Annotated in this window: 26 protein-coding genes; 19 read left to right on the top strand and 7 right to left on the bottom strand. The window is 46.0% G+C overall.

Annotated elements, in window-relative coordinates; translation table 11 throughout:
* Positions 1–13 precede the first annotated feature (13 nt).
* The 14 genes from C7R92_RS04935 to C7R92_RS04875 all read left to right on the top strand — a co-directional run bounded on the left by C7R92_RS04935 (position 14) and on the right by C7R92_RS04875 (position 8,733).
* The gene (locus C7R92_RS04935; protein ID WP_106833421.1) at positions 14–2,464 is read left to right on the top strand and encodes a bifunctional diguanylate cyclase/phosphodiesterase; all 2,451 of its coding nucleotides are present in this window, start codon (positions 14–16) and stop codon (positions 2,462–2,464) included.
* 143 nt (positions 2,465–2,607) lie between these two features.
* Positions 2,608–2,811 carry a copper chaperone CopZ gene (gene copZ / locus C7R92_RS04930; protein WP_017247941.1) on the top strand — a complete coding sequence of 68 codons (204 nt, stop codon included), beginning with the start codon at positions 2,608–2,610 and terminating at the stop codon, positions 2,809–2,811.
* A gap of 102 nt (positions 2,812–2,913) precedes the next feature.
* Positions 2,914–3,540, top strand: coding sequence for an NAD(P)/FAD-dependent oxidoreductase (locus tag C7R92_RS04925; protein WP_017247942.1), 627 nt, complete (start codon positions 2,914–2,916; stop codon positions 3,538–3,540).
* Between the two features lie 91 nt (positions 3,541–3,631).
* A complete protein-coding gene (locus C7R92_RS04920; RefSeq protein WP_016739861.1) occupies positions 3,632–3,955 on the top strand; it encodes a metal-sensitive transcriptional regulator in 324 nt (107 codons plus the stop codon).
* A 128-nt stretch (positions 3,956–4,083) separates the two neighbouring features.
* Positions 4,084–4,755, top strand: a complete 672-nt coding sequence (locus tag C7R92_RS04915; RefSeq protein WP_106833420.1) for a PIG-L deacetylase family protein — start codon at positions 4,084–4,086, stop codon at positions 4,753–4,755.
* Positions 4,756–4,769: 14 nt separating this feature from the next.
* Positions 4,770–5,297, top strand: a complete 528-nt coding sequence (locus C7R92_RS04910; RefSeq protein WP_244195650.1) for an ABC transporter substrate-binding protein — start codon at positions 4,770–4,772, stop codon at positions 5,295–5,297.
* A 400-nt stretch (positions 5,298–5,697) separates the two neighbouring features.
* Positions 5,698–6,486, top strand: coding sequence for a cupredoxin domain-containing protein (locus tag C7R92_RS04900; protein ID WP_244195649.1), 789 nt, complete (start codon positions 5,698–5,700; stop codon positions 6,484–6,486).
* A 101-nt stretch (positions 6,487–6,587) separates the two neighbouring features.
* Entirely contained in the window at positions 6,588–6,926 is a 339-nt protein-coding gene (locus C7R92_RS32700; RefSeq protein WP_244195648.1) for a hypothetical protein, read from the top strand.
* Positions 6,856–7,218 carry a hypothetical protein gene (locus C7R92_RS32695; protein WP_244195647.1) on the top strand — a complete coding sequence of 121 codons (363 nt, stop codon included), beginning with the start codon at positions 6,856–6,858 and terminating at the stop codon, positions 7,216–7,218. Before C7R92_RS32700 ends, C7R92_RS32695 begins: the two co-directional genes overlap by 71 nt.
* Before the next feature lie 47 nt (positions 7,219–7,265).
* On the top strand, positions 7,266–7,514 hold the full coding sequence (locus tag C7R92_RS04890) for a rhodanese-like domain-containing protein (protein WP_144616301.1): 249 nt from the start codon (positions 7,266–7,268) through the stop codon (positions 7,512–7,514).
* Positions 7,515–7,715 carry a hypothetical protein gene (locus C7R92_RS32240; RefSeq protein WP_167403184.1) on the top strand — a complete coding sequence of 67 codons (201 nt, stop codon included), beginning with the start codon at positions 7,515–7,517 and terminating at the stop codon, positions 7,713–7,715.
* A complete protein-coding gene (locus C7R92_RS04885; RefSeq protein ID WP_106833419.1) occupies positions 7,646–7,873 on the top strand; it encodes a spore coat associated protein CotJA in 228 nt (75 codons plus the stop codon). Before C7R92_RS32240 ends, C7R92_RS04885 begins: the two co-directional genes overlap by 70 nt.
* On the top strand, positions 7,870–8,142 hold the full coding sequence (locus tag C7R92_RS04880) for a spore coat protein CotJB (protein WP_007725800.1): 273 nt from the start codon (positions 7,870–7,872) through the stop codon (positions 8,140–8,142). Before C7R92_RS04885 ends, C7R92_RS04880 begins: the two co-directional genes overlap by 4 nt.
* A gap of 21 nt (positions 8,143–8,163) precedes the next feature.
* A complete protein-coding gene (locus C7R92_RS04875) occupies positions 8,164–8,733 on the top strand; it encodes a manganese catalase family protein (RefSeq protein WP_069844588.1) in 570 nt (189 codons plus the stop codon).
* 71 nt (positions 8,734–8,804) lie between these two features.
* Here the strand turns inward: C7R92_RS04875 and lepB are convergent, their stop codons facing one another.
* Positions 8,805–9,305, bottom strand: a complete 501-nt coding sequence (lepB, locus tag C7R92_RS04870) for a signal peptidase I (RefSeq protein WP_106833418.1) — start codon at positions 9,303–9,305, stop codon at positions 8,805–8,807.
* Positions 9,306–9,721: 416 nt separating this feature from the next.
* On the bottom strand, positions 9,722–11,389 hold the full coding sequence (locus tag C7R92_RS04865; protein WP_106833417.1) for a ribonuclease J: 1,668 nt from the start codon (positions 11,387–11,389) through the stop codon (positions 9,722–9,724).
* Positions 11,390–11,553: 164 nt separating this feature from the next.
* Between C7R92_RS04865 and C7R92_RS04860 the strand changes: the two genes are divergently transcribed.
* Positions 11,554–11,973 carry a thioredoxin domain-containing protein gene (locus C7R92_RS04860; RefSeq protein ID WP_017247955.1) on the top strand — a complete coding sequence of 140 codons (420 nt, stop codon included), beginning with the start codon at positions 11,554–11,556 and terminating at the stop codon, positions 11,971–11,973.
* Between the two features lie 89 nt (positions 11,974–12,062).
* On the opposite strand, the gene C7R92_RS04855 is transcribed toward C7R92_RS04860, so the two are convergent.
* Entirely contained in the window at positions 12,063–12,503 is a 441-nt protein-coding gene (locus tag C7R92_RS04855) for a protease complex subunit PrcB family protein (protein WP_106833416.1), read from the bottom strand.
* Between the two features lie 60 nt (positions 12,504–12,563).
* Here C7R92_RS04855 and C7R92_RS04850 point away from each other — a divergent pair, with 60 nt between their 5' ends.
* Both C7R92_RS04850 and C7R92_RS04845 read left to right on the top strand, forming a co-directional pair.
* Positions 12,564–14,459, top strand: coding sequence for a hypothetical protein (locus C7R92_RS04850; protein ID WP_106833415.1), 1,896 nt, complete (start codon positions 12,564–12,566; stop codon positions 14,457–14,459).
* A gap of 70 nt (positions 14,460–14,529) precedes the next feature.
* The gene (locus C7R92_RS04845) at positions 14,530–14,985 is read left to right on the top strand and encodes a YlbF/YmcA family competence regulator (RefSeq protein ID WP_017247958.1); all 456 of its coding nucleotides are present in this window, start codon (positions 14,530–14,532) and stop codon (positions 14,983–14,985) included.
* A 1-nt stretch (position 14,986) separates the two neighbouring features.
* On the opposite strand, the gene C7R92_RS04840 is transcribed toward C7R92_RS04845, so the two are convergent.
* On the bottom strand, positions 14,987–15,316 hold the full coding sequence (locus C7R92_RS04840) for a hypothetical protein (protein ID WP_069844593.1): 330 nt from the start codon (positions 15,314–15,316) through the stop codon (positions 14,987–14,989).
* 76 nt (positions 15,317–15,392) lie between these two features.
* Here C7R92_RS04840 and C7R92_RS04835 point away from each other — a divergent pair, with 76 nt between their 5' ends.
* Both C7R92_RS04835 and C7R92_RS04830 read left to right on the top strand, forming a co-directional pair.
* The gene (locus tag C7R92_RS04835; RefSeq protein WP_007725782.1) at positions 15,393–15,737 is read left to right on the top strand and encodes a YlbG family protein; all 345 of its coding nucleotides are present in this window, start codon (positions 15,393–15,395) and stop codon (positions 15,735–15,737) included.
* 143 nt (positions 15,738–15,880) lie between these two features.
* Positions 15,881–16,645 carry a LamB/YcsF family protein gene (locus tag C7R92_RS04830; protein WP_017247960.1) on the top strand — a complete coding sequence of 255 codons (765 nt, stop codon included), beginning with the start codon at positions 15,881–15,883 and terminating at the stop codon, positions 16,643–16,645.
* Between the two features lie 28 nt (positions 16,646–16,673).
* On the opposite strand, the gene C7R92_RS04825 is transcribed toward C7R92_RS04830, so the two are convergent.
* Genes C7R92_RS04825 through modA form a run of 3 tightly spaced genes read right to left on the bottom strand, consistent with a single transcriptional unit; the run spans position 16,674 to position 18,875 of the window.
* Complete coding sequence (locus C7R92_RS04825; protein WP_069844594.1) at positions 16,674–17,339, bottom strand: ABC transporter ATP-binding protein; 666 nt, start codon at positions 17,337–17,339, stop codon at positions 16,674–16,676.
* A gap of 16 nt (positions 17,340–17,355) precedes the next feature.
* Positions 17,356–18,042, bottom strand: a complete 687-nt coding sequence (modB, locus tag C7R92_RS04820; protein WP_017247962.1) for a molybdate ABC transporter permease subunit — start codon at positions 18,040–18,042, stop codon at positions 17,356–17,358.
* Positions 18,043–18,077: 35 nt separating this feature from the next.
* A complete protein-coding gene (gene modA, locus C7R92_RS04815; protein ID WP_106833414.1) occupies positions 18,078–18,875 on the bottom strand; it encodes a molybdate ABC transporter substrate-binding protein in 798 nt (265 codons plus the stop codon).
* Positions 18,876–19,014: the final 139 nt, after the last annotated feature.

The raw sequence follows: 19,014 nt of genomic DNA, 5'->3' as shown, positions 1-19,014 counted from the left end.
GCGGTGAAGGAGCTTGGATCATCAGATACATGGGACGTACGACAGTTTCCTTGTGATACTCTCTTATTTAATCGCGGTTGCAGCTTCTTTTTCTGCTCTCAACCTGGCAGCCAGAGTGAGTACAAGTAAGGGGAAGCATCAGCTACTCTGGTTGATTTTTGGGGCCACAACGATGGGGCTCGGAATATGGTCCATGCATTTTGTCGGAATGCTGGCACTTACCCTCCCAATTAAGGTTCTTTATGACATGGAGTATGTCATCCTATCTGTCATTCTTGCCATTTTTGTCTCGAGCATAGCCTTGTTTACCGTCACGAAAAGCAACCTCAATGCGAGACAGCTAGGTATCGCGGGAATTCTTATGGCTGCTGGAATATCTGGGATGCACTACGTGGGAATGGCCGCGATGATTATCGAAATTACATACGATATGTGGATCGTTATTTTATCCATTATCATTGCAGCGACTGCTTCGGCAGCGGCACTTTGGCTCTTGTTTTACTTTCGCCGTGATCAATCGAAATACGCATATTTATACAAATTGGGCAGCTCACTCATTATGGGAGCTGCAATCGCGGGTATGCATTACACCGGGATGGTTGCAGCGCATTTCTACGTAACGGAAGTGCCGACAACCGAGATAGAAACGCAGATCGAACCGGAGACCTTGGCCTATATCATTGTCTTGGCCACCTTTTTACTGATGGGCATTACATTGTTCGGCTTGTTTATTAACAAGCGACTCTCGCAAAAAGATACGGTCATTCAGGAAAGTGAAAGCTGGTATCGTTCCCTTTATAAAAATAATGAGTACGGCATTATTTCCTTAGATACAGGTGGATGTATTATCCAAATGAACCCAGCTGTCACGAAGATTGGTGGACTGCGGGAGGAAGAATTCATCCATCAACATGTATCGAAAATTGGCATGCATATAGTTGAGGAGAAAAGGGACATCACCAAAGATTCTTTTGCCCAGTCTTTTCAGCCCAATCGTAATAATTTTGAGACGGCCATCTTTCATCCGAACGGAAATCGCGTAGAGCTGAGTGTACTCAATGTCCCGGTTGAAATTGAGGGAGAAGTTGTTGGGAATCACATCATTGTGAAGGATATTACCGAAGAGAATCGCGTGAAAGAAAAAATCAGGTATTTGGCTTATCACGATGAGCTGACCGACTTACCGAATCGAAGAAAGTTTAATCAAGTCCTCCATCAATCTATTGAAAAAAGCAGCCAAGATTCAACCAGCTTTGCTGTCATGGTTCTCGACATCGATCGTTTCAAAATGATCAATGATTCCTTGGGTCACTCCTACGGCGATATCTTTTTGCAGGGGGTCAGCGACAGAATCGTAAAGAGTGCGGAAGGGTACCATGCAACAATTGCTCGTATGGGTGGAGATGAATTTACCATCCTCTGCAAAACACGAGCGGACCGTCGGGAAGCGGCGAGTTTAGCGGATAAGATCATTGAAGCGTTGAAACAGCCATTCTCGCTAAAAGACAGTGAATTTTACATATCAGCAAGTATTGGAACAGCGATATTCCCAGACCACGGAACGGATGCTGTCGCGCTGCTCAAAAAAGCGGATACGGCCATGTACGAGGTGAAAAAACAGGGGAAAAATGGTCACCTGTTCTATACGCCCGAGTTTGATGTGCAATTGCTGGAAAATATTGAGATAGAAAGTGATCTCAGAAAAGCAATTGAACGTAATGAGCTGGTAGTGTACTACCAACCTCAATTTCATGCGGAAAGTAACCGCATGATCGGGGTAGAGGCGCTCGTCAGGTGGAATCATCCGACCAAAGGGATGCTTTCACCAGGAGTGTTTATCCCTATTGCGGAAGAGACAGGGCTGATCTATGAGATTGGTACGTGGGTGCTTCGCGAAGCGTGCAGACAAATGAAGCAGTGGCATGATGGAGGGGGACCATTGATACCCGTCTCCGTCAATTTGTCCTCCCATCAATTCCACCAACGGAACCTAGTCCAGTACATCAAAAATATCCTTGAGGAAACTAAGCTTGGCCCACACTTTTTGGAACTGGAAATCACAGAGAGCATGATGATGGACCCGGCAGTATCGATCAGTATCCTGCATGAGTTAAACAAAATTGGAACGAGAATTAGCTTGGATGATTTTGGAACCGGTTACAGCTCTTTGAGCTATTTGAAAAAGTTCCCGATCCACAAACTAAAGATTGACCGCTCCTTCATAACAGACCTGTCTCGAAATGATAACGATAAAGCCATTGTGGCCACTATTATTTCGATGGCGAAGCATCTGAAATTGGATGTAATTGCAGAAGGCATTGAAACGAAGGATCAGTTAGATATTTTGACAGAAAATCATTGCAAGGAAATACAAGGGTACTATTACAGTCGTCCATTATCCGCGAATGAGGTGGAGCAAGTGTTTTTTGTTCCCACCAGAAACCATCTCATCCAAGAAGCGTAAGGAAAAACTCCCCGTCTTTTATAGATGGGGAGCTTTTTTGTAGGTACACAGCAGGAAAATGTAAAATCGGGTATTGTATACCATACAGGGGTATTGTAAAATAAAATCAAATAAAGCTTCCCAAAAACAAAGGAGGATGTAAGATGAATGTCACTTTGAACGTACAAGGAATGTCCTGCAATCACTGCGTCATCTCCATAGAAGGTGCTCTTCAAAAAGTAGACGGAGTTAGCAAAGCAACGGTAAGCCTTGCTGACAATCAGGTAAGTGTGACTTTTGATGAATCCGTTGTTTCGCTGGAAAATGTGAAAGAGACCATTGAAGATCAAGGATACGATGTCGTTTAAGCAAAGGTTGAGGGAAAGGCTGTGATTATAAAATTGCAGCCTTTCATAAAGTCTCCAGTTGACTGAATGTTACAAATTTAAATAGTGTAGGAGGAATGCCTTTTGAAGCGTGTACAGTTTGCCGTAAGTCCAGAAATTCGTGTCGGCGGTTCTGTGTTTACACCAACAGATATGGTGGCGATCGGTCAAATCGTTGGCGAGGATGCACAAATTGAACTTTCAATCTTTCAGCAGCTTATTGTCGAGATGAATGAAGAGAAGGCTGACGATGCCAAAAAAGCGCTGCGTGAAAAAGGCTTATGCGTGTACGAAACGGGCTCTGTTGTGAAGAATTTGTCTGTCTGTTCTTTTTGCAAAGGAGCAGAGATTGAAGGGCTAGAGGCAGCGAGAAATTTGAATGATACGATTGCAGGGATGGCCGTTCCTTTTACGATGAGAGTCGGTTATACGGGTTGCCCGAATGCCTGTGGAGAGCCGTTGGTAAAAGATATTGGGATCGTCAAGCGAAAAGAAACCTTTGAAATCTACGTCGGAGGTCAATCGAAAACAATGGAGGCCAAAACAGCCGAGCTCCTGGTCGAGCAGGTAAAGGAAGAACAATTATCCTCCATCGTTCAAAGCATGATTACCTTGTATCAGACGCAAGGGAAAAAGAGAGAGAAGTTTTTCAAGTTTGTTGAGCGATATGGATTGGAAAATGTCCGAAAAGAATTGGGACTGTCTTCCTGATGGATATGTGAACATGGAACTTGCTACGTTTTGAAAATTTAGATTATAATCGAAGCGTATGTTTGCTAGGATGATTAGAGGAGGAATCTCATTGTCAAGTGCAGAATTGAACGTTGTACAGTCTTGTCATACATCTGATCGAAACAGTCATCATTCAGAAAAAACCAAGCAAAACTTGCAGGCGCGACTCAATCGGATTGAGGGACAGATTCGCGGGATTAAAGGCATGGTGGAGAAGGATGCTTACTGTGATGATGTCTTGAATCAAATTGCTGCGGTACAATCTGCCTTAAATTCAGTGGGACGTATCCTTTTGGAAGGGCATATGAAATCCTGTGTGATTGAACGCATCCAAGAAGGGGACAGCGCAGTCATTGACGAGCTTTTAACCACGATGAATAAGCTGATGAAATAAAAAGCTTCAGAAATGAAGCTTTTTTATTATTGCGAAATATAGGTTAGTGGGGTATTGTATCATCAAGTCAGAATATTTTAATAATACAGAAAATATCAATCAAACAGGATGATAAGGGAGATGAAAAAATGGGCAAGAAAATGTTGCTGTTAGGTGTGTACGGCATGGAAGTGGTGGAGTGTGGCGGTGCCCTTGCCATTAACGTGAACAATGGAGGGGAATCGTACGCCTCGATCATGCTGTCTAGCGAAAAATCACGCCCGCAGGTTACAGAGGCGGCAGCGGTATTGGGGGTTCAGATGTATTTTCCTAGTTTTCAATCCGGTTATGTAGATGTCAGTCCGGAGTCTAAGAAAAAGCTCGTACGGATTATCCGAGAAGTGAAGCCAGATATTATCATTACGCAGGACCCGGAGCATTCCTTTCACGACTTAGACCCAGACCGTAGACAAGCCATGATTTTGATTTTGGAAAGTATCGCATTGGCCAGCCGGGAGTTTGCTTTAGATGAACTGCCTGGCTTGGAAGCTCACCCGATCCCGACGATCTATTACATGACTCCGCATCATCCCAACTGTGTCGTTGATATTTCGTTGGTGTGGGAACAAAAAAATCGAGCGATGGATGTCTTGCACAGTCAGATGGAGTTCAGTGGCTACGAAAAGGGAAGAGCCGTGCACAAGGTACTCGATCAAGCCATTCATGTGTATCACGGTTTGGCAACGCATGGTCATTTTGCATTAGCAGAAGCATATAAACGTGATGGGAACTTCCATTTGAAAGAACTGATTAACTACTAGGAGAGAGATGTCGGATGAAGCATAATCGAATCAGGATCATATGGCTGCTCATCGCTCTGTTTTCCACATTGTTCGTTGTTCCGGCTGGTGCCGAGAATCACAGGGAGGTGAAGCTTGGGATCACGCAGGATGAACGCTCCTTGAATCTGTACACATACAATACCGGTTTTCCTGGACTCGAGCTGGTCAATCTTCTCTACGACCCGCTATTTATCCTCGATAAAGGCAACAAACCGATTCCTTGGCTGGTTAAAGAATTCACGGTATCCGAAGACGGCAAGCAATACAAAATGAACTTGCATGACCAAATCTTGTGGCAGGACGGAAAGCCTTTGACCTCAGAGGATGTGAAGTTCACCTACGAATACCTGTTAAAATATAAAAAATCCCGCTTTATAACCCCAGCTGCACTCGTGAAAACCATTCAAACACCCGACCCAACCACTGTGATCATGGAGCTTGAGAAGCCTGAACCAGATTTCTTCATTCAACCTCTCGCTGATTTGCCGATTCTTCCTAAACATATTTGGAGCTCTGGCTGATAGTAGATGGGGAAGTACAAAATGAAGGAATCCAACGAGGATGTCCTTTTCTTGCCCGCTGCCCCCATCAGGTTGACCACTGCCAGAATATGAAACCTATGCTAGAGCGAATCTCATCCGACCACTATGTTTCATGTATCCATCATCAGGGGGAATTTGAGAGCGCAAAGGCTGCCAATCGGTATGCGAACTAGAAAAGGTGTGAGCCCTCTCGACAGTAGTCAGAGGGTTTTCTTGTTCGTTTTGTCCTATTTTGTTGACGTAGGACATACTTTACAATGTGGAGAATATACTCGGGGGTGGTATCTTGAACGCGGTGTATCAGGTCCTGATCTATGTCGGTTTCGCTTACGTTTGCTTTACATGGTTTATATGGCGACGAAAGCAGGGGATCGATCATATGCAAGGCATGATGAGCACGATGTCTGTCAGTATGATGATTGGGTTGATCGGTGGGTTGATCCTCGGCGATGTTTACAGGGGAGACCTTTATGTATCCACCATGTGGGGAATGCTGGCTGGTGGACTGTCTGGTTTTCTGCTAGGAGTTCCTTTGTCGATCCTGAGTATTGTAGAAGGAATTTTATCGGGTGTCATGGGCGGGATGATGGGCGCCATGCTAGGAGAGATGGTTCCCAGTGAAAAAGTAGAGCCTCTTCTGTTTGTTTTCGTCATGCTCTATACGGTATGTATGCTGCTCGTAGCCAAGCTGATTGATTTCAATAAAAAAGAAACGAAGTTGTCCTCCTTTTTTCATCATCCAGGCACTCCAGCTGTGTTGCTGCTTGCCGTCTTCTTCTGGTTTCAATCATTACCGTTTCCATCCCCGGCTCTTTATGCAGGCGATCGCGCGACAGAAATCACCCTCACAGCCGTCGACTTTTCGTATAAACCAAACCAATTTACCGTGAAAAAAGATACGGAGATCAAAGTTTTCTTTCAAAATGATGGCAATGTAGAGCACGATATCGAGGTTGTGTCTCATGGAAAAATCGTTACGATTTCAGAATCAAACAGCGAACATCATCATGGAGCAATGGCTGAAGGTGTGGTTCATTTGCACGCCAAATCAGGAGAGTCTGTTGAAACCGTGTGGAAGGCATTGGAGGAAGGAACCTATGAATTTTATTGTACGATCCCTGGACACAAAGAAAGCGGCATGATAGGACGCTTGCAAGTGACTGGATGAAGCAAAGGAGAGGCGAATCATGCCTTTCTTTTTTTCTTCATCGTTTCCTCACAACTTTTCTGTAAAATAAACGAAAAGGAAGACCCACTCGGAGGAGAAGCATGGATTGGTATTCGTACTTGTATCAATATGGAGCATGGATGAGCAAGCCCTTTTCCGATTTGTATTACGGAATGGGCGAACAAGCACCGTTGATTGGAGCGTTGTTGCTCGGGATCGTTGGCGCATTTGCACCGTGCCAGTTATCGGGGAATGTGGCTGCTTTTACTGTGTTCGGGAAGAATGTCGTCGTTAGAGGTGGCTTTCGTAGTCATGTCTGGATGTTCATCCTTGGCAAAGCAGTCGTGTATTCCGCTTTGGGAGCAACCGATGTTTATTTTGATTGGATTGTTCTTAATCGGATGGATTCGATTGCCATTTCTACATACGCAATCATTTGAGGAAAAAATCAAGCGTTTTTTGGAGCGATTTGAGGGAAAGACACAAACCTTTTGGCTCTATTTTGGACTGACGATGCCTTTGATGTTCACGAGCTCGTTCGGCCCGATCATTCCCACTGTATTTGCACTTGGCACGGCGCTTCCATTGCTCATCGTATTACTGCTGCTTGCCGTCCCAAGTGATAGCCCTTCTCTCATGAACAAAACGAGGAAATGGGGTACGGTCACGCAAAAATTGGCTGGAATCGTGTTTGTCCTGCTCGGTATTTCGGACTTTATGGCATTTTGGTAAGGGTGCGCCAAGATAGAAATCGAAGAGGTGGATAGGATGAACAAGAGATGGTGATTGTGGATCTGCGCGAGCCAGAATTATTTGAAGAGGGAAGAGTCCCCAATGCCATCAATATTCCTTTTGCAGAAATCAATGAGAAGTTTACCAGTATCCCCACAGACAAAAAAGTCGTCTTCGTCTGTCATACCGGAAGGATGGGAGTGGAGAGCGGAAACCTCCTGCTAGAAAATGGCTACAAAGATGTTGTGAATCTGGACGGTGGCATGGCTAGGTGGACTGGTCAGGTGGAGTCGTAAATGCTGGACCGCTTTCTTTTTATGGAGGAGAGCGGTTTCTTCGTTTTGGGGGATCAATCACGCCTACTGGGTGGGCTGCATAGTGTAGTCATGAAGGAACAGACATTGCAAGCTGGAGGAGGATTTTGGCATTGCATTCGCAAACACGCGACTATTATCCGTACGTGGGTCCCTATGATCCTTGTCCGCCGATTCGGGTGAAGACATACCAGGTACCCCCTCATCTGTTCATGACATTTCAGCCGGAGAACTTGCCACAGTACAGCCCGATGGAAGCGTTGAGATTAGGTACGTTATGGCCGGCACTTTTTAGCCCCTATGATCCTAGACTGAGTCATTTGGGGAGGGGGCACTCATGACAGCTGAAAATAGATTTGGCGATGAACAATATTACGCATTGCTTGAACAGCTGCAAGCGATCGACTTTGTACTGGTTGAGCTCAGTCTTTATTTAGATACGCATCCAACCGATCAAAATGCGCTTCAGCAGTTTAATGATTTAACAGAGCAACGCTGGGTTTTGGCAAACGAATATGAGAAATTGTACGGGCCATTGCAAAATCTTGGTCGCAGCTATTCAGGGTATCCGTGGCAGTGGAATGATGATCCATGGCCTTGGCAAGTTTAGAAGAGAGGGATAACGAAACCGATGTGGATCTATGAAAAAAAACTGCAGTATCCGGTTCGTGTCAGTAAGTGCGATGTAAGAATGGCGAAGTATTTGATTGAGCAATACGGAGGGGCGGATGGAGAGTTGGCAGCCGCTCTGCGCTATATGAACCAACGGTATACGATCCCAAATAAAGTGGTCGGATTATTAACAGATATCGCTACCGAAGAGTTTGCGCATCTCGAAATGATTGCCACGATGGTGTATAAGCTAACCAAAGACGCGACTGTCGAAGAGTTGAAGGAAGCGGGACTGGGTGACCATTACGCCAACCATGATCGGGCGCTCTTTTACAACAATGCCAGCGGTGTGCCGTGGACGGCAGCCTATATTGCTGCCAAGGGCGATCCAATAGCGGACCTTTACGAGGATATCGCGGCCGAAGAAAAAGCCCGCGCGACGTATCAATGGCTGATTGACATGACCGATGATGTTGATTTGCAGGACAGCTTGAAGTTTTTGCGGGAGCGGGAAATCGTTCACTCTATGCGTTTTCGCGAGGCTGTAGAGATTTTGAAGGAAGAGCGGGATTCGAAGAAGATATTTTAAGAGTGAAAGAAAAATATTTCGGGAGTTAAAAATCCACGCTCTTTAAACGGAGCGTGGAAAAATAAAACGAATTAATGTGAGGGTAACTTGTTAATCATCTTGCCTACTATTTGATTGACATGAATCGGACCGATCATTCTACTATCTAAACTATTCAAACGATTATCACCTATAACGAATATTGTATCTTGGGGGATAGTTATAGGCCCAAAATCCTCAGTCAGATAGAGATTTTCTTTTTTGGCTACATATTTAGCGGCAGCTAAGTATGGTTCGTCGACTGCTTTGTTATTGATGTAGAGAATATCATCTTTATATTCAAGTGTTTCTCCCGGTAACGCAATAACCCTTTTCACGTATTGTCGATCTTTCTCGGCTTGGAAAATAACGATATCCCCACGTTGGATAGGATGGGAGTCATAGTAGGTTTTATCAGCAACAAATCGATCGTTGCTGTTCAAGGTAGGGGCCATACTCTCACCTTCAGAAACAAAGATACTCGTGGATTGGTCAGGCTGGATGGAAGAAAGACTTGCGAAAATGAAAGATAGCATAATGAAGAGCGTTTTCATTCGTATCACCTAATCGTCTAGTTTTTTCTAATTTTATATAGTCTACTTCGAAATGAAAAGCCCGCAACCGTATATATGTTAGGCAATAATACCGTGGGGCAATCTCAAAAGTGGGAGCGAAGATGAGCATACGACTGTCATTCCTACCGAAGATTGACTGAAAAGAGACGCAGTGAAGAGTCGAGGAAGCCACTCCATCGTATGATTCGAGTTTTCATGGACAAACAACAGGATTATGGCAGAATCGGGGCAGATTGGAACTGATATGATGATCGTGTAAACACTTGAACCGAAGCAAAGAAAATAAAAAAGATCGAAAGAAGGCACGTAAAAAATCGAAGCATTTTCACCATTTCAAATCACCCCAAGATTGTAATCTCATGATAGAAAAGCCCTCCAGAAAGAAGGCTTTTCCCTCACACATCCATAATAATCGGCAGGATCATGGGTCTGCGCTTTGTTTTGGCATATACGAATTTCCCAATCGATTCCCGCATTCCTTGCTTCAAGCGGTTCCACTGACTCACATTCGCTTCCTGCAGATTGGTGATCACCTCGGATGCAATGCGAGTGGCTTCTTCCAAGAGACCCTCTGATTCCGGGGCATAGATGAAACCGCGGGAAATAAGGTCAGGACCCGACAAAATCTTGCCGTCGGTTTTACTGCGCGTCACAACGATCACGAGAATGCCATCTTCCGAAAGATGCTTGCGATCCCGTAATATCCCATTTCCTACATCACCGATTCCCAAACCATCCACCAAGGTATTTCCGGCAGGGATTTTTCTTTCCTGTACAGCTACACCATCCTGAATATCCACGACATCTCCGTTATTTACAATGAAAATGGACTCGAAATCAACGCCGACGGATTCAGCCAACAAACGATGTTGATGGAGCATCCGATACTCACCATGAATGGGGATGAAGTATTTTGGCTTCATGAGAGTGAGCATGAGCTTCAACTCTTCTTGGAAGCCATGTCCGGACACATGCATGCCTGTCCCAGAGCCATAGATTACGTTGGCACCCATAATAAACAAGTTATCGACGATGCGCGCTACATTCCGTTCGTTTCCTGGAATGGGGGAAGAAGAGAGGATGACGGTATCGCCGCGTTCTACTTTAACGTGCCGATACCCGGAGGTCGACAACCGGGATAAGGCTGCCATCGGTTCGCCTTGGCTTCCCGTGCATAGGACAGCGACACGGCCTGGATCGAGCTCGCTCACTTCTTCTATTTCCACCAACATGTCTTCTGGTATATGTAAATAGCCTTGTTCTGATGCGATTTTGACCACATTGACCATACTTCGGCCCAGCAAAGCTAGCTTTCGATTCGTCGCTTCTACCGCATCAATGACTTGTTGCAGGCGGTATACATTGGAAGCGAACGTCGAGACAAATATTTTCTGCCGTGCCTTACTGAATGCTTCTAACAGACGATCGCCCACGTTCTTTTCTGATGGAGTGAAGCCTGGGCGCTCCGCATTGGTACTTTCCGACAACAAGGCTAATACACCTTTCTGACCGATTTCGGCCATTCTGTGCAAATCGGGGGATTGCTTATGCACCGGCGTTAAATCAAATTTAAAATCGCCCGTATGCACAATAGAGCCTGCTTTTGTCTCAAATACAACACCCAAGCAATCAGGAATGCTATGGTTCGTCTGAAAAAAGCTGATCGTGAGCGAGCCTAATGAAATAGTAGAGAGACGATCGATGGAGATAAGGGTGGACTGATGAAGCAAATCATGCTCCTTCAGCTTCAATTCGATAAGTCCTAACGTTAAGCGGGTACCGTAAACAGGGACGTTCAATTGTTTTAAAAAATAGGGAATGCCCCCGATGTGATCCTCATGACCATGCGTGACAATCAAGGCTCGGACTTTTTCCTGATTTTCCAGCAAATAACTAATGTCCGGTATGATCAGATCAATTCCTAAATAACTCTCATCCGGGAACTTCGAGCCACAATCGATGAGGACGATTTCATCCCCGCATTGAATCCCGTACATGTTTTTGCCGATTTCATATACTCCTCCTAAAGCAAAAATAGAAAGAGTTTCATTCCATGCATTCATACGCAGTCACTGACCTCCCCAAAGCATCTTGTGGTTACTTTTACCTATTAGAATGCTGAGTATGTATGGATAGCAGGTTAGATCAATCAGCAAAAATGGATGAATGAACCAATCAGGAGTCGGGCACACTGGGGTAAGACTCATTTTGGAAGGGAGCAGCTCCGGTGAAAACCAAACGATTTCTTTTCCGCTTGTTTCTCTTGATTGCCATTGCGGCTGGTGTGGAATGGTTTGTGTACGCGAACCAACAAGCGCAAACCGAAGTGGTAGCAGACGAGTCGCACGCTCATCATGCAGCGCCGACACTTGCTGTGACGCATACCCTTGAGAAAGATGATTTGCAACTCAAATTGGCCGTTACGAACTTCTCTTTTTCCCTCGAAAACATGGGGAAAGAAAACAAGCACGGGGAAGGTCATGTTCATCTGTACCTCGACGGTAAAAAGATCGCCAAAGTATTTGAGCCTAGCTATGTCATGAAGGATATCCCGGCTGGGAAGCATGAGGTCAAGGTAGAATTGGCCCATAATAACCACGAGTCGTATGGTGTTGCAGAGAGCTTTTCCATTGAGGTAAAGCCCTGAATAAGCAAGGGTAACTGTTGGGAAAAGGAAAAAAGCCGACTTCGATACGCCTTGTGGCATTCGAACTGTCGGCTTTTTTCGTGGATAGACTAGCGCATATGCACACTGACTTTTGCTTGCTGGTCTGGCAGGGCAATCACCAACGTCGGATAGCTGATGACTTGTGTTTTCATCGAACCTGCAGCTGGTGCTTGTACCCGCACGTGTACGGCAAAGGCATGAGGGCCAGTCCGCTTGACTTGGTCCGCCATTAAACGATATCCTCCTGTAGGGCGCTGTCCTGCACCCACGACTACATAGGATTTTCCATTGGCACGAACAATAGTGTGTCCGCCATTTTTTCGAACTTTCTTCAAAGCTTCCTGCACAGCCGGCGGATAGGGAGCTGCAACGGCCTCGTAAGCAGCATCTGCTTGTACAGCCTCTTTCGCCACAGGCTCAGATACGGTAGGATGTTGAGGTGACAAGACTTGTGTACCCGTTACTGCCAAGGTTGCTGTTAAGAGTAAACTAGGAAATACATGCAACATCAAGATCCCTCCAATTGGTAAAGTAATGAATCGAACATCATATAGACTGAGGTGACAGGCGTGCGTGTGAAGGATTCGCTGGAATACCTGTCCGAATCAACGCGACAAGCGATTCTACATGAACAGACCAAACGATATCAGATTGCCGAAGAGCAAGAATTAACAGCGAGATTGTTGGATCCCGCTTTTATTGGGCAAGTATGGGAACAGGCAGATGAGCTGGAACGAGCCGTTATCCGGCTTTTCGTAACCAAAGCGACGAGAGGTTTTTTTAGCAAACGAGCTTGGGAACGCGAAACGGCAAAAGAGCACAGGCATCTGTCAGTCGGCTTGACGAAATTGCGACGGCTTGGACTGATATTGACTGTACGGAAAATGTGGAGTGAGATCGGCTATTTGATGCCACAAGAGGTTCGAGAACAGTTGACGAATCAAATGCTGCCGGAAGCCTCTCAGGCTTTTGTTTCTCTTTCAAAAACGCTCCCTTATTATATATCAGCAGGCAGAGGGATACAGCTGGATCTTTTTGGGCTTTTGTTGTTTATTCGAGATAACCAAATTCCCATTACGCAAAAAGGAAGCATTCATCGCAGGATGTCGCAAAAAATGCTGCCGCTGCTCTCGTTTACAGACGAGCATGTAAAAGGAATCGTGATTCCACCGCTCGATCAGGAACAAAGAGAGGGCTTATCCTTGACCGTTGTCCTTGATATTGCGCTCAGACTGGGCTTGGTGCATAGGGAAGAGCGAGAACTCGTACTCGATCTCAATCGAACGAAGCAATGGCTACATCAACTGCCGCTCGTACGTTGGGAAGAGATGTACCAACTCGTCATGGAACAATTTTTGCCGCATGGCGACTGGTGGGAATTTTTCATTCAATTGATGAGACAGGTTCCTGTCGAGCAGTGGTGTTCCATCCATGAGCAATTGCGCATGCTAAGCGAAGCAGGATTCCCTTTACCCGACAATGCAAAGGAGCTCATTGTGGAGCAATGGATGCATGTACTGTTAGGGCTGGGATGGATTCAGCTTGGGATGGACGAGGAGCGAGGGATTTTTTGGCGTTGGAGCAGCTTGCCGCGATTATCGCCGGAGGAAGGCTGGTTTGTGGACCCCACAGGTGCCATTACCATCCCTCCACTTGTTCCATTGCTGGATGTATGGGAGATCAGCCGATTTTGCCAGCTCCAATTTGATGGGCAATTGATTCGGGGAGAATTGCAAGCAAGGCTGTTGCAATCGTATTTGGCTCAAGGAGGGACGGAGGAGCAAGTCATCGAAAAGCTCCGCGCCTCCTGTGTTCATCCGTTGCCCGAGAGCTTGATTGAGGTTGTGAGCCAATGGGCGAGAACAGCAAGGCAGATTCAAATGGAGCCGTACTTCCTCGTGCGGACAGCACATGCTGGATTTCTGGAGGAATGGCGCGAAATTCCTGACTTTCACCCATTTCTTACCCAAGTGATATCGCCGAATGCGTTTTTGATTCCACACTCGCAGGAAAAAGAACTAATCCGTTTACTACGTCACTTCGGTTATGAGCCGCAAGTGCTGTCACATGTTGCTAGCGCAAGCAAAGAGCTCCAGCCGCATCAAAATAGTCAAGCGGGGAATAAAGGCTTGCTTCTCATTGAACGGCCTTGGGACGGTTATGCTATTGAAAACACGTTCCCTGAGCAAAATGAGCAAATCGCCGCACTACCAAAAATGTGGACGAAGCATTTCCAATCGTATCATCCACAGTCCATGCGGGATTTGTTTAAGCGCGCAATAGAACTGAAGCTGGAAGTCGAGATCCAGCAAAGCGGCAAAGAAAAGCTGCGAGGGCTGCCGACAGAAGTACGCCTGGAAATGGGGTACTGGATGGTTACGATTGCCGGACAGGGCGGCAAACAGTGCTACCGTCTCGACAACATTGAGCGAGTGCGCATTGTCGTGCCCGAATATCTGTACTAAGGGTGTGCATCGTGATACAATCAGGAATGACGTAAAGTTTTCACTTTACGGCGAAAGGAGGTCTCGCTTTATGGAAACATTGGAAGCTGTGGATATGACACAGTTGATCATGGAGTCTCATGAGCTGTCCACGATGATTAACCACTCGCGCGAGGTCTCAGATTATCTGGAGGCCAAACGCCAAATGGAAGCAGATGAGGAAGTGCAACGTCTGCTCGTCGTGTTCGAGGCTAAGAAGGAACAGTACGAAGATGTGCAACGGTTCGGGAAGTATCACCCGGATTACAATCATATATCCAAAGAAGTACGGGAACTGAAGCGCAACATTGAACTGAGGGATTCCGTACAGGCATTCAAGCGAGCAGAGGATGCTCTGGATGAGCTCTTGTATCAGGTGAGTAGAACCATTGCTCATTCCGTCTCGGAAACGATAAAAGTACCGAGTAACAATCCATTTTTAGAGGCGCAGGGCAGTGGTTGCGGGACAGGTGGAAGCTGCGGCTGCAGTGTGAAAAAGCCATCGTAATTCACGCTGTTCCCGATTCATTTTGGCGCAGCAGAAAACAGTCTTCACAAAGATTGCCACAGCAAAACTGCTTTTCGTCAGGTACGCGAAAGCGGAAGCGATACACATGCTGCGCGTCATCAGAGCGCACGTAAATGCATTCTGGCTTTAATTTGGTATCAGTGGTCAGGCGCTCTCCTGTTTCCATGAGCTGCTTTGTCAGCATAGGAGCAGGGAGCGTACTGCATACATAGAAAAAGAGCTGGCCTGCATATGTTCGCCAACTGCTATGGGTCACGATTTTTTCGCGGTGAAGCGCTTCCTCGAATTGATGATAAAACGTAGCCAGCATAGGACCACGATTCCTTTCTGTAATAAGCTTTCACCAGTAAGTATACCACGATTGGGAAGGAGACCGACGGCAAAACATGAGAGAGCGACGTCTGGGGGTCGCCGTGTGGGTGAAAAACACGCGTGCCGCCAAAAATTTACGCAAATTTGGCACCATTCATTACATCTCCAAACGCTTAAATTACGTTTCGATGTATGTGGATGCCAATTTGTTGGATGAAACGATTCGCATTATGGAAAAGCTGCACTTCGTAACAAAAATTGAACGCTCCCATCGCCATGAGATTCCGGTAGAGTACAACAATGCCAGACCGGATAAGGCAAAGGAATACGATTATAAACAAGAGAAGAACCAGGTAATGGCACTAGCAGAGACCTTACAGACAGAAGAAAGCAGCCAAGCAACCGTTGGTTCGACATAAGTTGTTCATAAGCTGCCAATTTTCGGCAGCTTTTTCGCTTTTGTTAAACGAGCGTACATGGTATGCTAAAGTGGAAGAAAACGAGAAGCCACGCGAATGAATGCGTTTTCAAGAGATAGATTAGCGAAAGAAAGGTGAGCATCATGATTCATCTGGATATTAACTGCGATATGGCAGAGGGCTTCAGCAGAGGTCGACAATCTGAGGATTTGGGGATTATGAAATGGATCACCTCCGTTAATATTGCTTGCGGATTGCATGCAGGGGATCCGCATATTATTTGCAGAACAATCGAAGCTGCACTCAAGCATGATGTGAAAATCGGGGCACATCCCGGATATGCAGATATTCAAGGCTTCGGACGTCGTTCGATGAACTTGTCTGTCAATGAAGTGTATGAGCTGGTGTTGTATCAAATTGCAGCCTTGGCTGGGACTACAAAAGCACTCGGTGGGGAGCTGCACCATGTGAAATTGCATGGCGCGTTGTATAACGAAGCAGCTGAACGCCCAGAGCTCGCCGAAGCGGTTGTCCAAGCCATTGCGGATATTGATGAGGAATTGATCCTCTATGCGTTGTCTGGCAGTAAGCTAGTAGAGGCAGGCTTGGAACACGGCCTTCAAGTGGCAGAGGAAGTATTTGCAGAGCGGGCTTATTTGCCGAATGGTCGATTGGCCCCGCGTGAGTTGGAAGGAAGCGTGCTGATCAGCAAGGAAGAACGCATGGAGCAGACACGTCAGCTCGTTTTAAAACAAAGAGTAATGACGGTCAATGGCGAGCACATTGACTTGGCGGCCGATACCCTTTGTGTCCATCACGAGAGCCATGACGTACTTCAATTCCTTGTCGAAGTACATAAGTGGGCAAAGCAAAACGATGTGAAAATTGAACCAATCACAGCTCGATAGTAAAAAGCCATCCAGCAATGCCATCCCATTATCGGGAAATGGACGTTGCTGAATGGCTTTTTTCATGTTTCCGTTCTTTGATTGTGCCGTTATCAATCAGGAAAATGACATCTGCGAGCTTCTCGGCTTCTTCACGATCATGGGTGACCAGTAGAAACGGGATGTTCCACATAGCGTGAAGGCGAAGCAACTCATCCTGACATTGTTTACGCGTATCCGCATCCAGCGCAGATAAAGGCTCATCAAGGAGCAGAATGTCTGGTTCAGTAGCAAGTGCACGTACGAGTGCCACCCGTTGTTTTTGTCCTCCGGATAATTGGTGAGGATATTTTTGCAGCAGATGATCGATTCCCACTGTGGACAACAATGGAGCCAAATTTAACTCATGCTCTTTTTTCAAGCCGTATCGAACATTTTGCTCGACTGTCATGTGAGGGAACAGCGCATAATCTTGAAATAAATACCCGATGTTGCGTTTTTGTACGGGAAGCGGCTTCTGTCCTTCGCGATAAAAGACGTTCTCGTTTAATTGGATCACGCCGGTATCGGGATGAACCAGACCTGCAATACTGTTCAATATCGTTGTTTTGCCAGAGCCGGATGGTCCGAACAGCACGACAATTTCCTTCTGCACCGAAAAGGACACATCCAAAATAAAATCAGGCAAACGCTTCTGTATGTTGACAAAGAGCATTTACCATTCACCTGCCTTACTTTTGATTGGCGTACCTGCGCACGTTTCGACGACTCCACCAATTCAGCCAGAGAGTCGTACCCATACCTAAGGAAACAATAATGATGACCCAAAACAATGCCTTATCCATTTGACCAGCCTCTACAGCAAAATAAATGGCGACGGGAATCGTATCGGTTTTCCCAGGGATGTAGCCTGCGAGCATCAGCGTAGCACCAAACTCCCCTAAACCACGGGCAAAAGAAAGAACAAACCCAGCCAACAGGCCAGGCCAGGCCAACGGAAAGGTAACGGTCCAGAATAATCGCCATTCGGAAGCGCCCATCGTGCGTGCTGCATTCTCCAAACGTTGATCTACTCCTGTAAAGGCAGCGACTGCACTCTGATACATCAATGGAAAAGAAACGACAATCGAGGCAATGACGGCTCCTGTCAGCGTAAAGACGACGGTAATATTGAACCATTCATGCAGTAACTGGCCGAGAAAGCCGTTTTTTCCGAAAAGCATCAACAAGCCGAAGCCAACAACAGTGGGAGGGAGAACAAGCGGAAGCAAAAAGAAGGACTCCAACACATTCTTCCCCCAAAAATCCTTTTGTGTCATCCACCTTGCAAAAACCATCCCAAGGACAAATACAAAGGAGGTGGAGAGCGCAGCTACTTTAAGGGAAAGCATCAAAGGAGTAAGATTCGTTTCGATCACGCTTGCCACCTCCAATTTGGATTCGGTTGGTTTATTTATTGAAACCCATACTTCTGTAAGATCGCTTTTCCTTTGTCGCTTGTCAAGTAGGCAAGAAAAGCTTTTGCTGCATCTGGGTTCTTCGATGCGCTGACGACCGCACCTGGATAAACGATCGGTTTGTGCCATTCAGGCTTGGCTGTTGCCAGTACCTTTACATTTTTCGAAGCGGCGGCATCACTGGAATAGACAATACCGACTTCTGCGTTACCGGATTCTACGAAGGTCAAAACTTGGCGAACATCGCTGCCAAATACCATTTGTGCCGAAAGAGAATCCCACATTTTCAGCGTATCCAATGTTTCTTTCGCATATCGTCCAGCAGGGACTGTCTCAGGCTCACCGACGGCAATGTGCTTGATCGTTGCGTTGCTCAGCTCTTCAAAAGAAGAGACTGCGACAGCACTTGTGTTACCTGCGATGAGAACAAGCGAGTTTTTCGTGAAGTCTTGGCGAGTGTCTTTGGCGATCAGCTGCTGTTCCTCTAGACCGTCCATGTCTTTTTTACTCGCCGACAAAAATACGTCAGACGGAGCGCCTTGCGTAATTTGTGTGGCGAGTTTTCCCGAGCCACCGAAGTTAAAGGTGAGGGTCGTTCCCGGGTGTTCTGTTTCATATTGCGTTTTCAACTCATTCAAGGCATCCGTCAAGCTAGCAGCAGCAGAAATCATCAATTCTATCTTTGCTGCTTCGGTTTTTGCTGGCTCACTTGCTTGTGGGGCTGTTTGTGTTGTCGAGCAAGCAGTGAGCATCAAGCAAAATGCCGTCAATAAGGCTAACCAGTGCTTCTTCATAAAAAAAGACCTCCATAATTATATTTAGTTATAATTAATTATAACTGGACATAACTAGATTATATGGATTCGTAATGAATAATCAATTGCGATTTTACGACAGTTGTTTGAAAATAGAGCAAAGGAGATAACGGAGGCG

The organism is Brevibacillus porteri (genome assembly GCF_003013475.1).
Taxonomy (GTDB): domain Bacteria; phylum Bacillota; class Bacilli; order Brevibacillales; family Brevibacillaceae; genus Brevibacillus; species Brevibacillus porteri.
This window is presented reverse-complemented; position numbering and strand designations above follow the sequence as displayed.

Excerpts from the sequence above, each read along its gene's own strand:
- copZ (WP_017247941.1), top strand. The coding sequence starts at position 2,608 with ATGAATGTCACTTTGAACGTACAAGGAATGTCCTGCAATCACTGCGTC.
- C7R92_RS04915 (WP_106833420.1), top strand. The coding sequence starts at position 4,084 with ATGGGCAAGAAAATGTTGCTGTTAGGTGTGTACGGCATGGAAGTGGTG.
- C7R92_RS04910 (WP_244195650.1), top strand. The coding sequence starts at position 4,770 with ATGAAGCATAATCGAATCAGGATCATATGGCTGCTCATCGCTCTGTTT.
- C7R92_RS04900 (WP_244195649.1), top strand. The coding sequence starts at position 5,698 with ATGCAAGGCATGATGAGCACGATGTCTGTCAGTATGATGATTGGGTTG.
- C7R92_RS32700 (WP_244195648.1), top strand. The coding sequence starts at position 6,588 with ATGGATTGGTATTCGTACTTGTATCAATATGGAGCATGGATGAGCAAG.
- C7R92_RS32695 (WP_244195647.1), top strand. The coding sequence starts at position 6,856 with ATGTTTATTTTGATTGGATTGTTCTTAATCGGATGGATTCGATTGCCA.
- C7R92_RS04890 (WP_144616301.1), top strand. The coding sequence starts at position 7,266 with ATGGTGATTGTGGATCTGCGCGAGCCAGAATTATTTGAAGAGGGAAGA.
- C7R92_RS32240 (WP_167403184.1), top strand. The coding sequence starts at position 7,515 with ATGCTGGACCGCTTTCTTTTTATGGAGGAGAGCGGTTTCTTCGTTTTG.
- C7R92_RS04880 (WP_007725800.1), top strand. The coding sequence starts at position 7,870 with ATGACAGCTGAAAATAGATTTGGCGATGAACAATATTACGCATTGCTT.
- C7R92_RS04875 (WP_069844588.1), top strand. The coding sequence starts at position 8,164 with ATGTGGATCTATGAAAAAAAACTGCAGTATCCGGTTCGTGTCAGTAAG.
- lepB (WP_106833418.1), bottom strand. The coding sequence starts at position 9,305 with ATGAAAACGCTCTTCATTATGCTATCTTTCATTTTCGCAAGTCTTTCT.
- C7R92_RS04865 (WP_106833417.1), bottom strand. The coding sequence starts at position 11,389 with ATGAATGCATGGAATGAAACTCTTTCTATTTTTGCTTTAGGAGGAGTA.
- C7R92_RS04855 (WP_106833416.1), bottom strand. The coding sequence starts at position 12,503 with ATGTTGCATGTATTTCCTAGTTTACTCTTAACAGCAACCTTGGCAGTA.
- C7R92_RS04845 (WP_017247958.1), top strand. The coding sequence starts at position 14,530 with ATGGAAACATTGGAAGCTGTGGATATGACACAGTTGATCATGGAGTCT.
- C7R92_RS04840 (WP_069844593.1), bottom strand. The coding sequence starts at position 15,316 with ATGCTGGCTACGTTTTATCATCAATTCGAGGAAGCGCTTCACCGCGAA.
- C7R92_RS04835 (WP_007725782.1), top strand. The coding sequence starts at position 15,393 with ATGAGAGAGCGACGTCTGGGGGTCGCCGTGTGGGTGAAAAACACGCGT.
- C7R92_RS04830 (WP_017247960.1), top strand. The coding sequence starts at position 15,881 with ATGATTCATCTGGATATTAACTGCGATATGGCAGAGGGCTTCAGCAGA.
- C7R92_RS04825 (WP_069844594.1), bottom strand. The coding sequence starts at position 17,339 with ATGCTCTTTGTCAACATACAGAAGCGTTTGCCTGATTTTATTTTGGAT.
- modA (WP_106833414.1), bottom strand. The coding sequence starts at position 18,875 with ATGAAGAAGCACTGGTTAGCCTTATTGACGGCATTTTGCTTGATGCTC.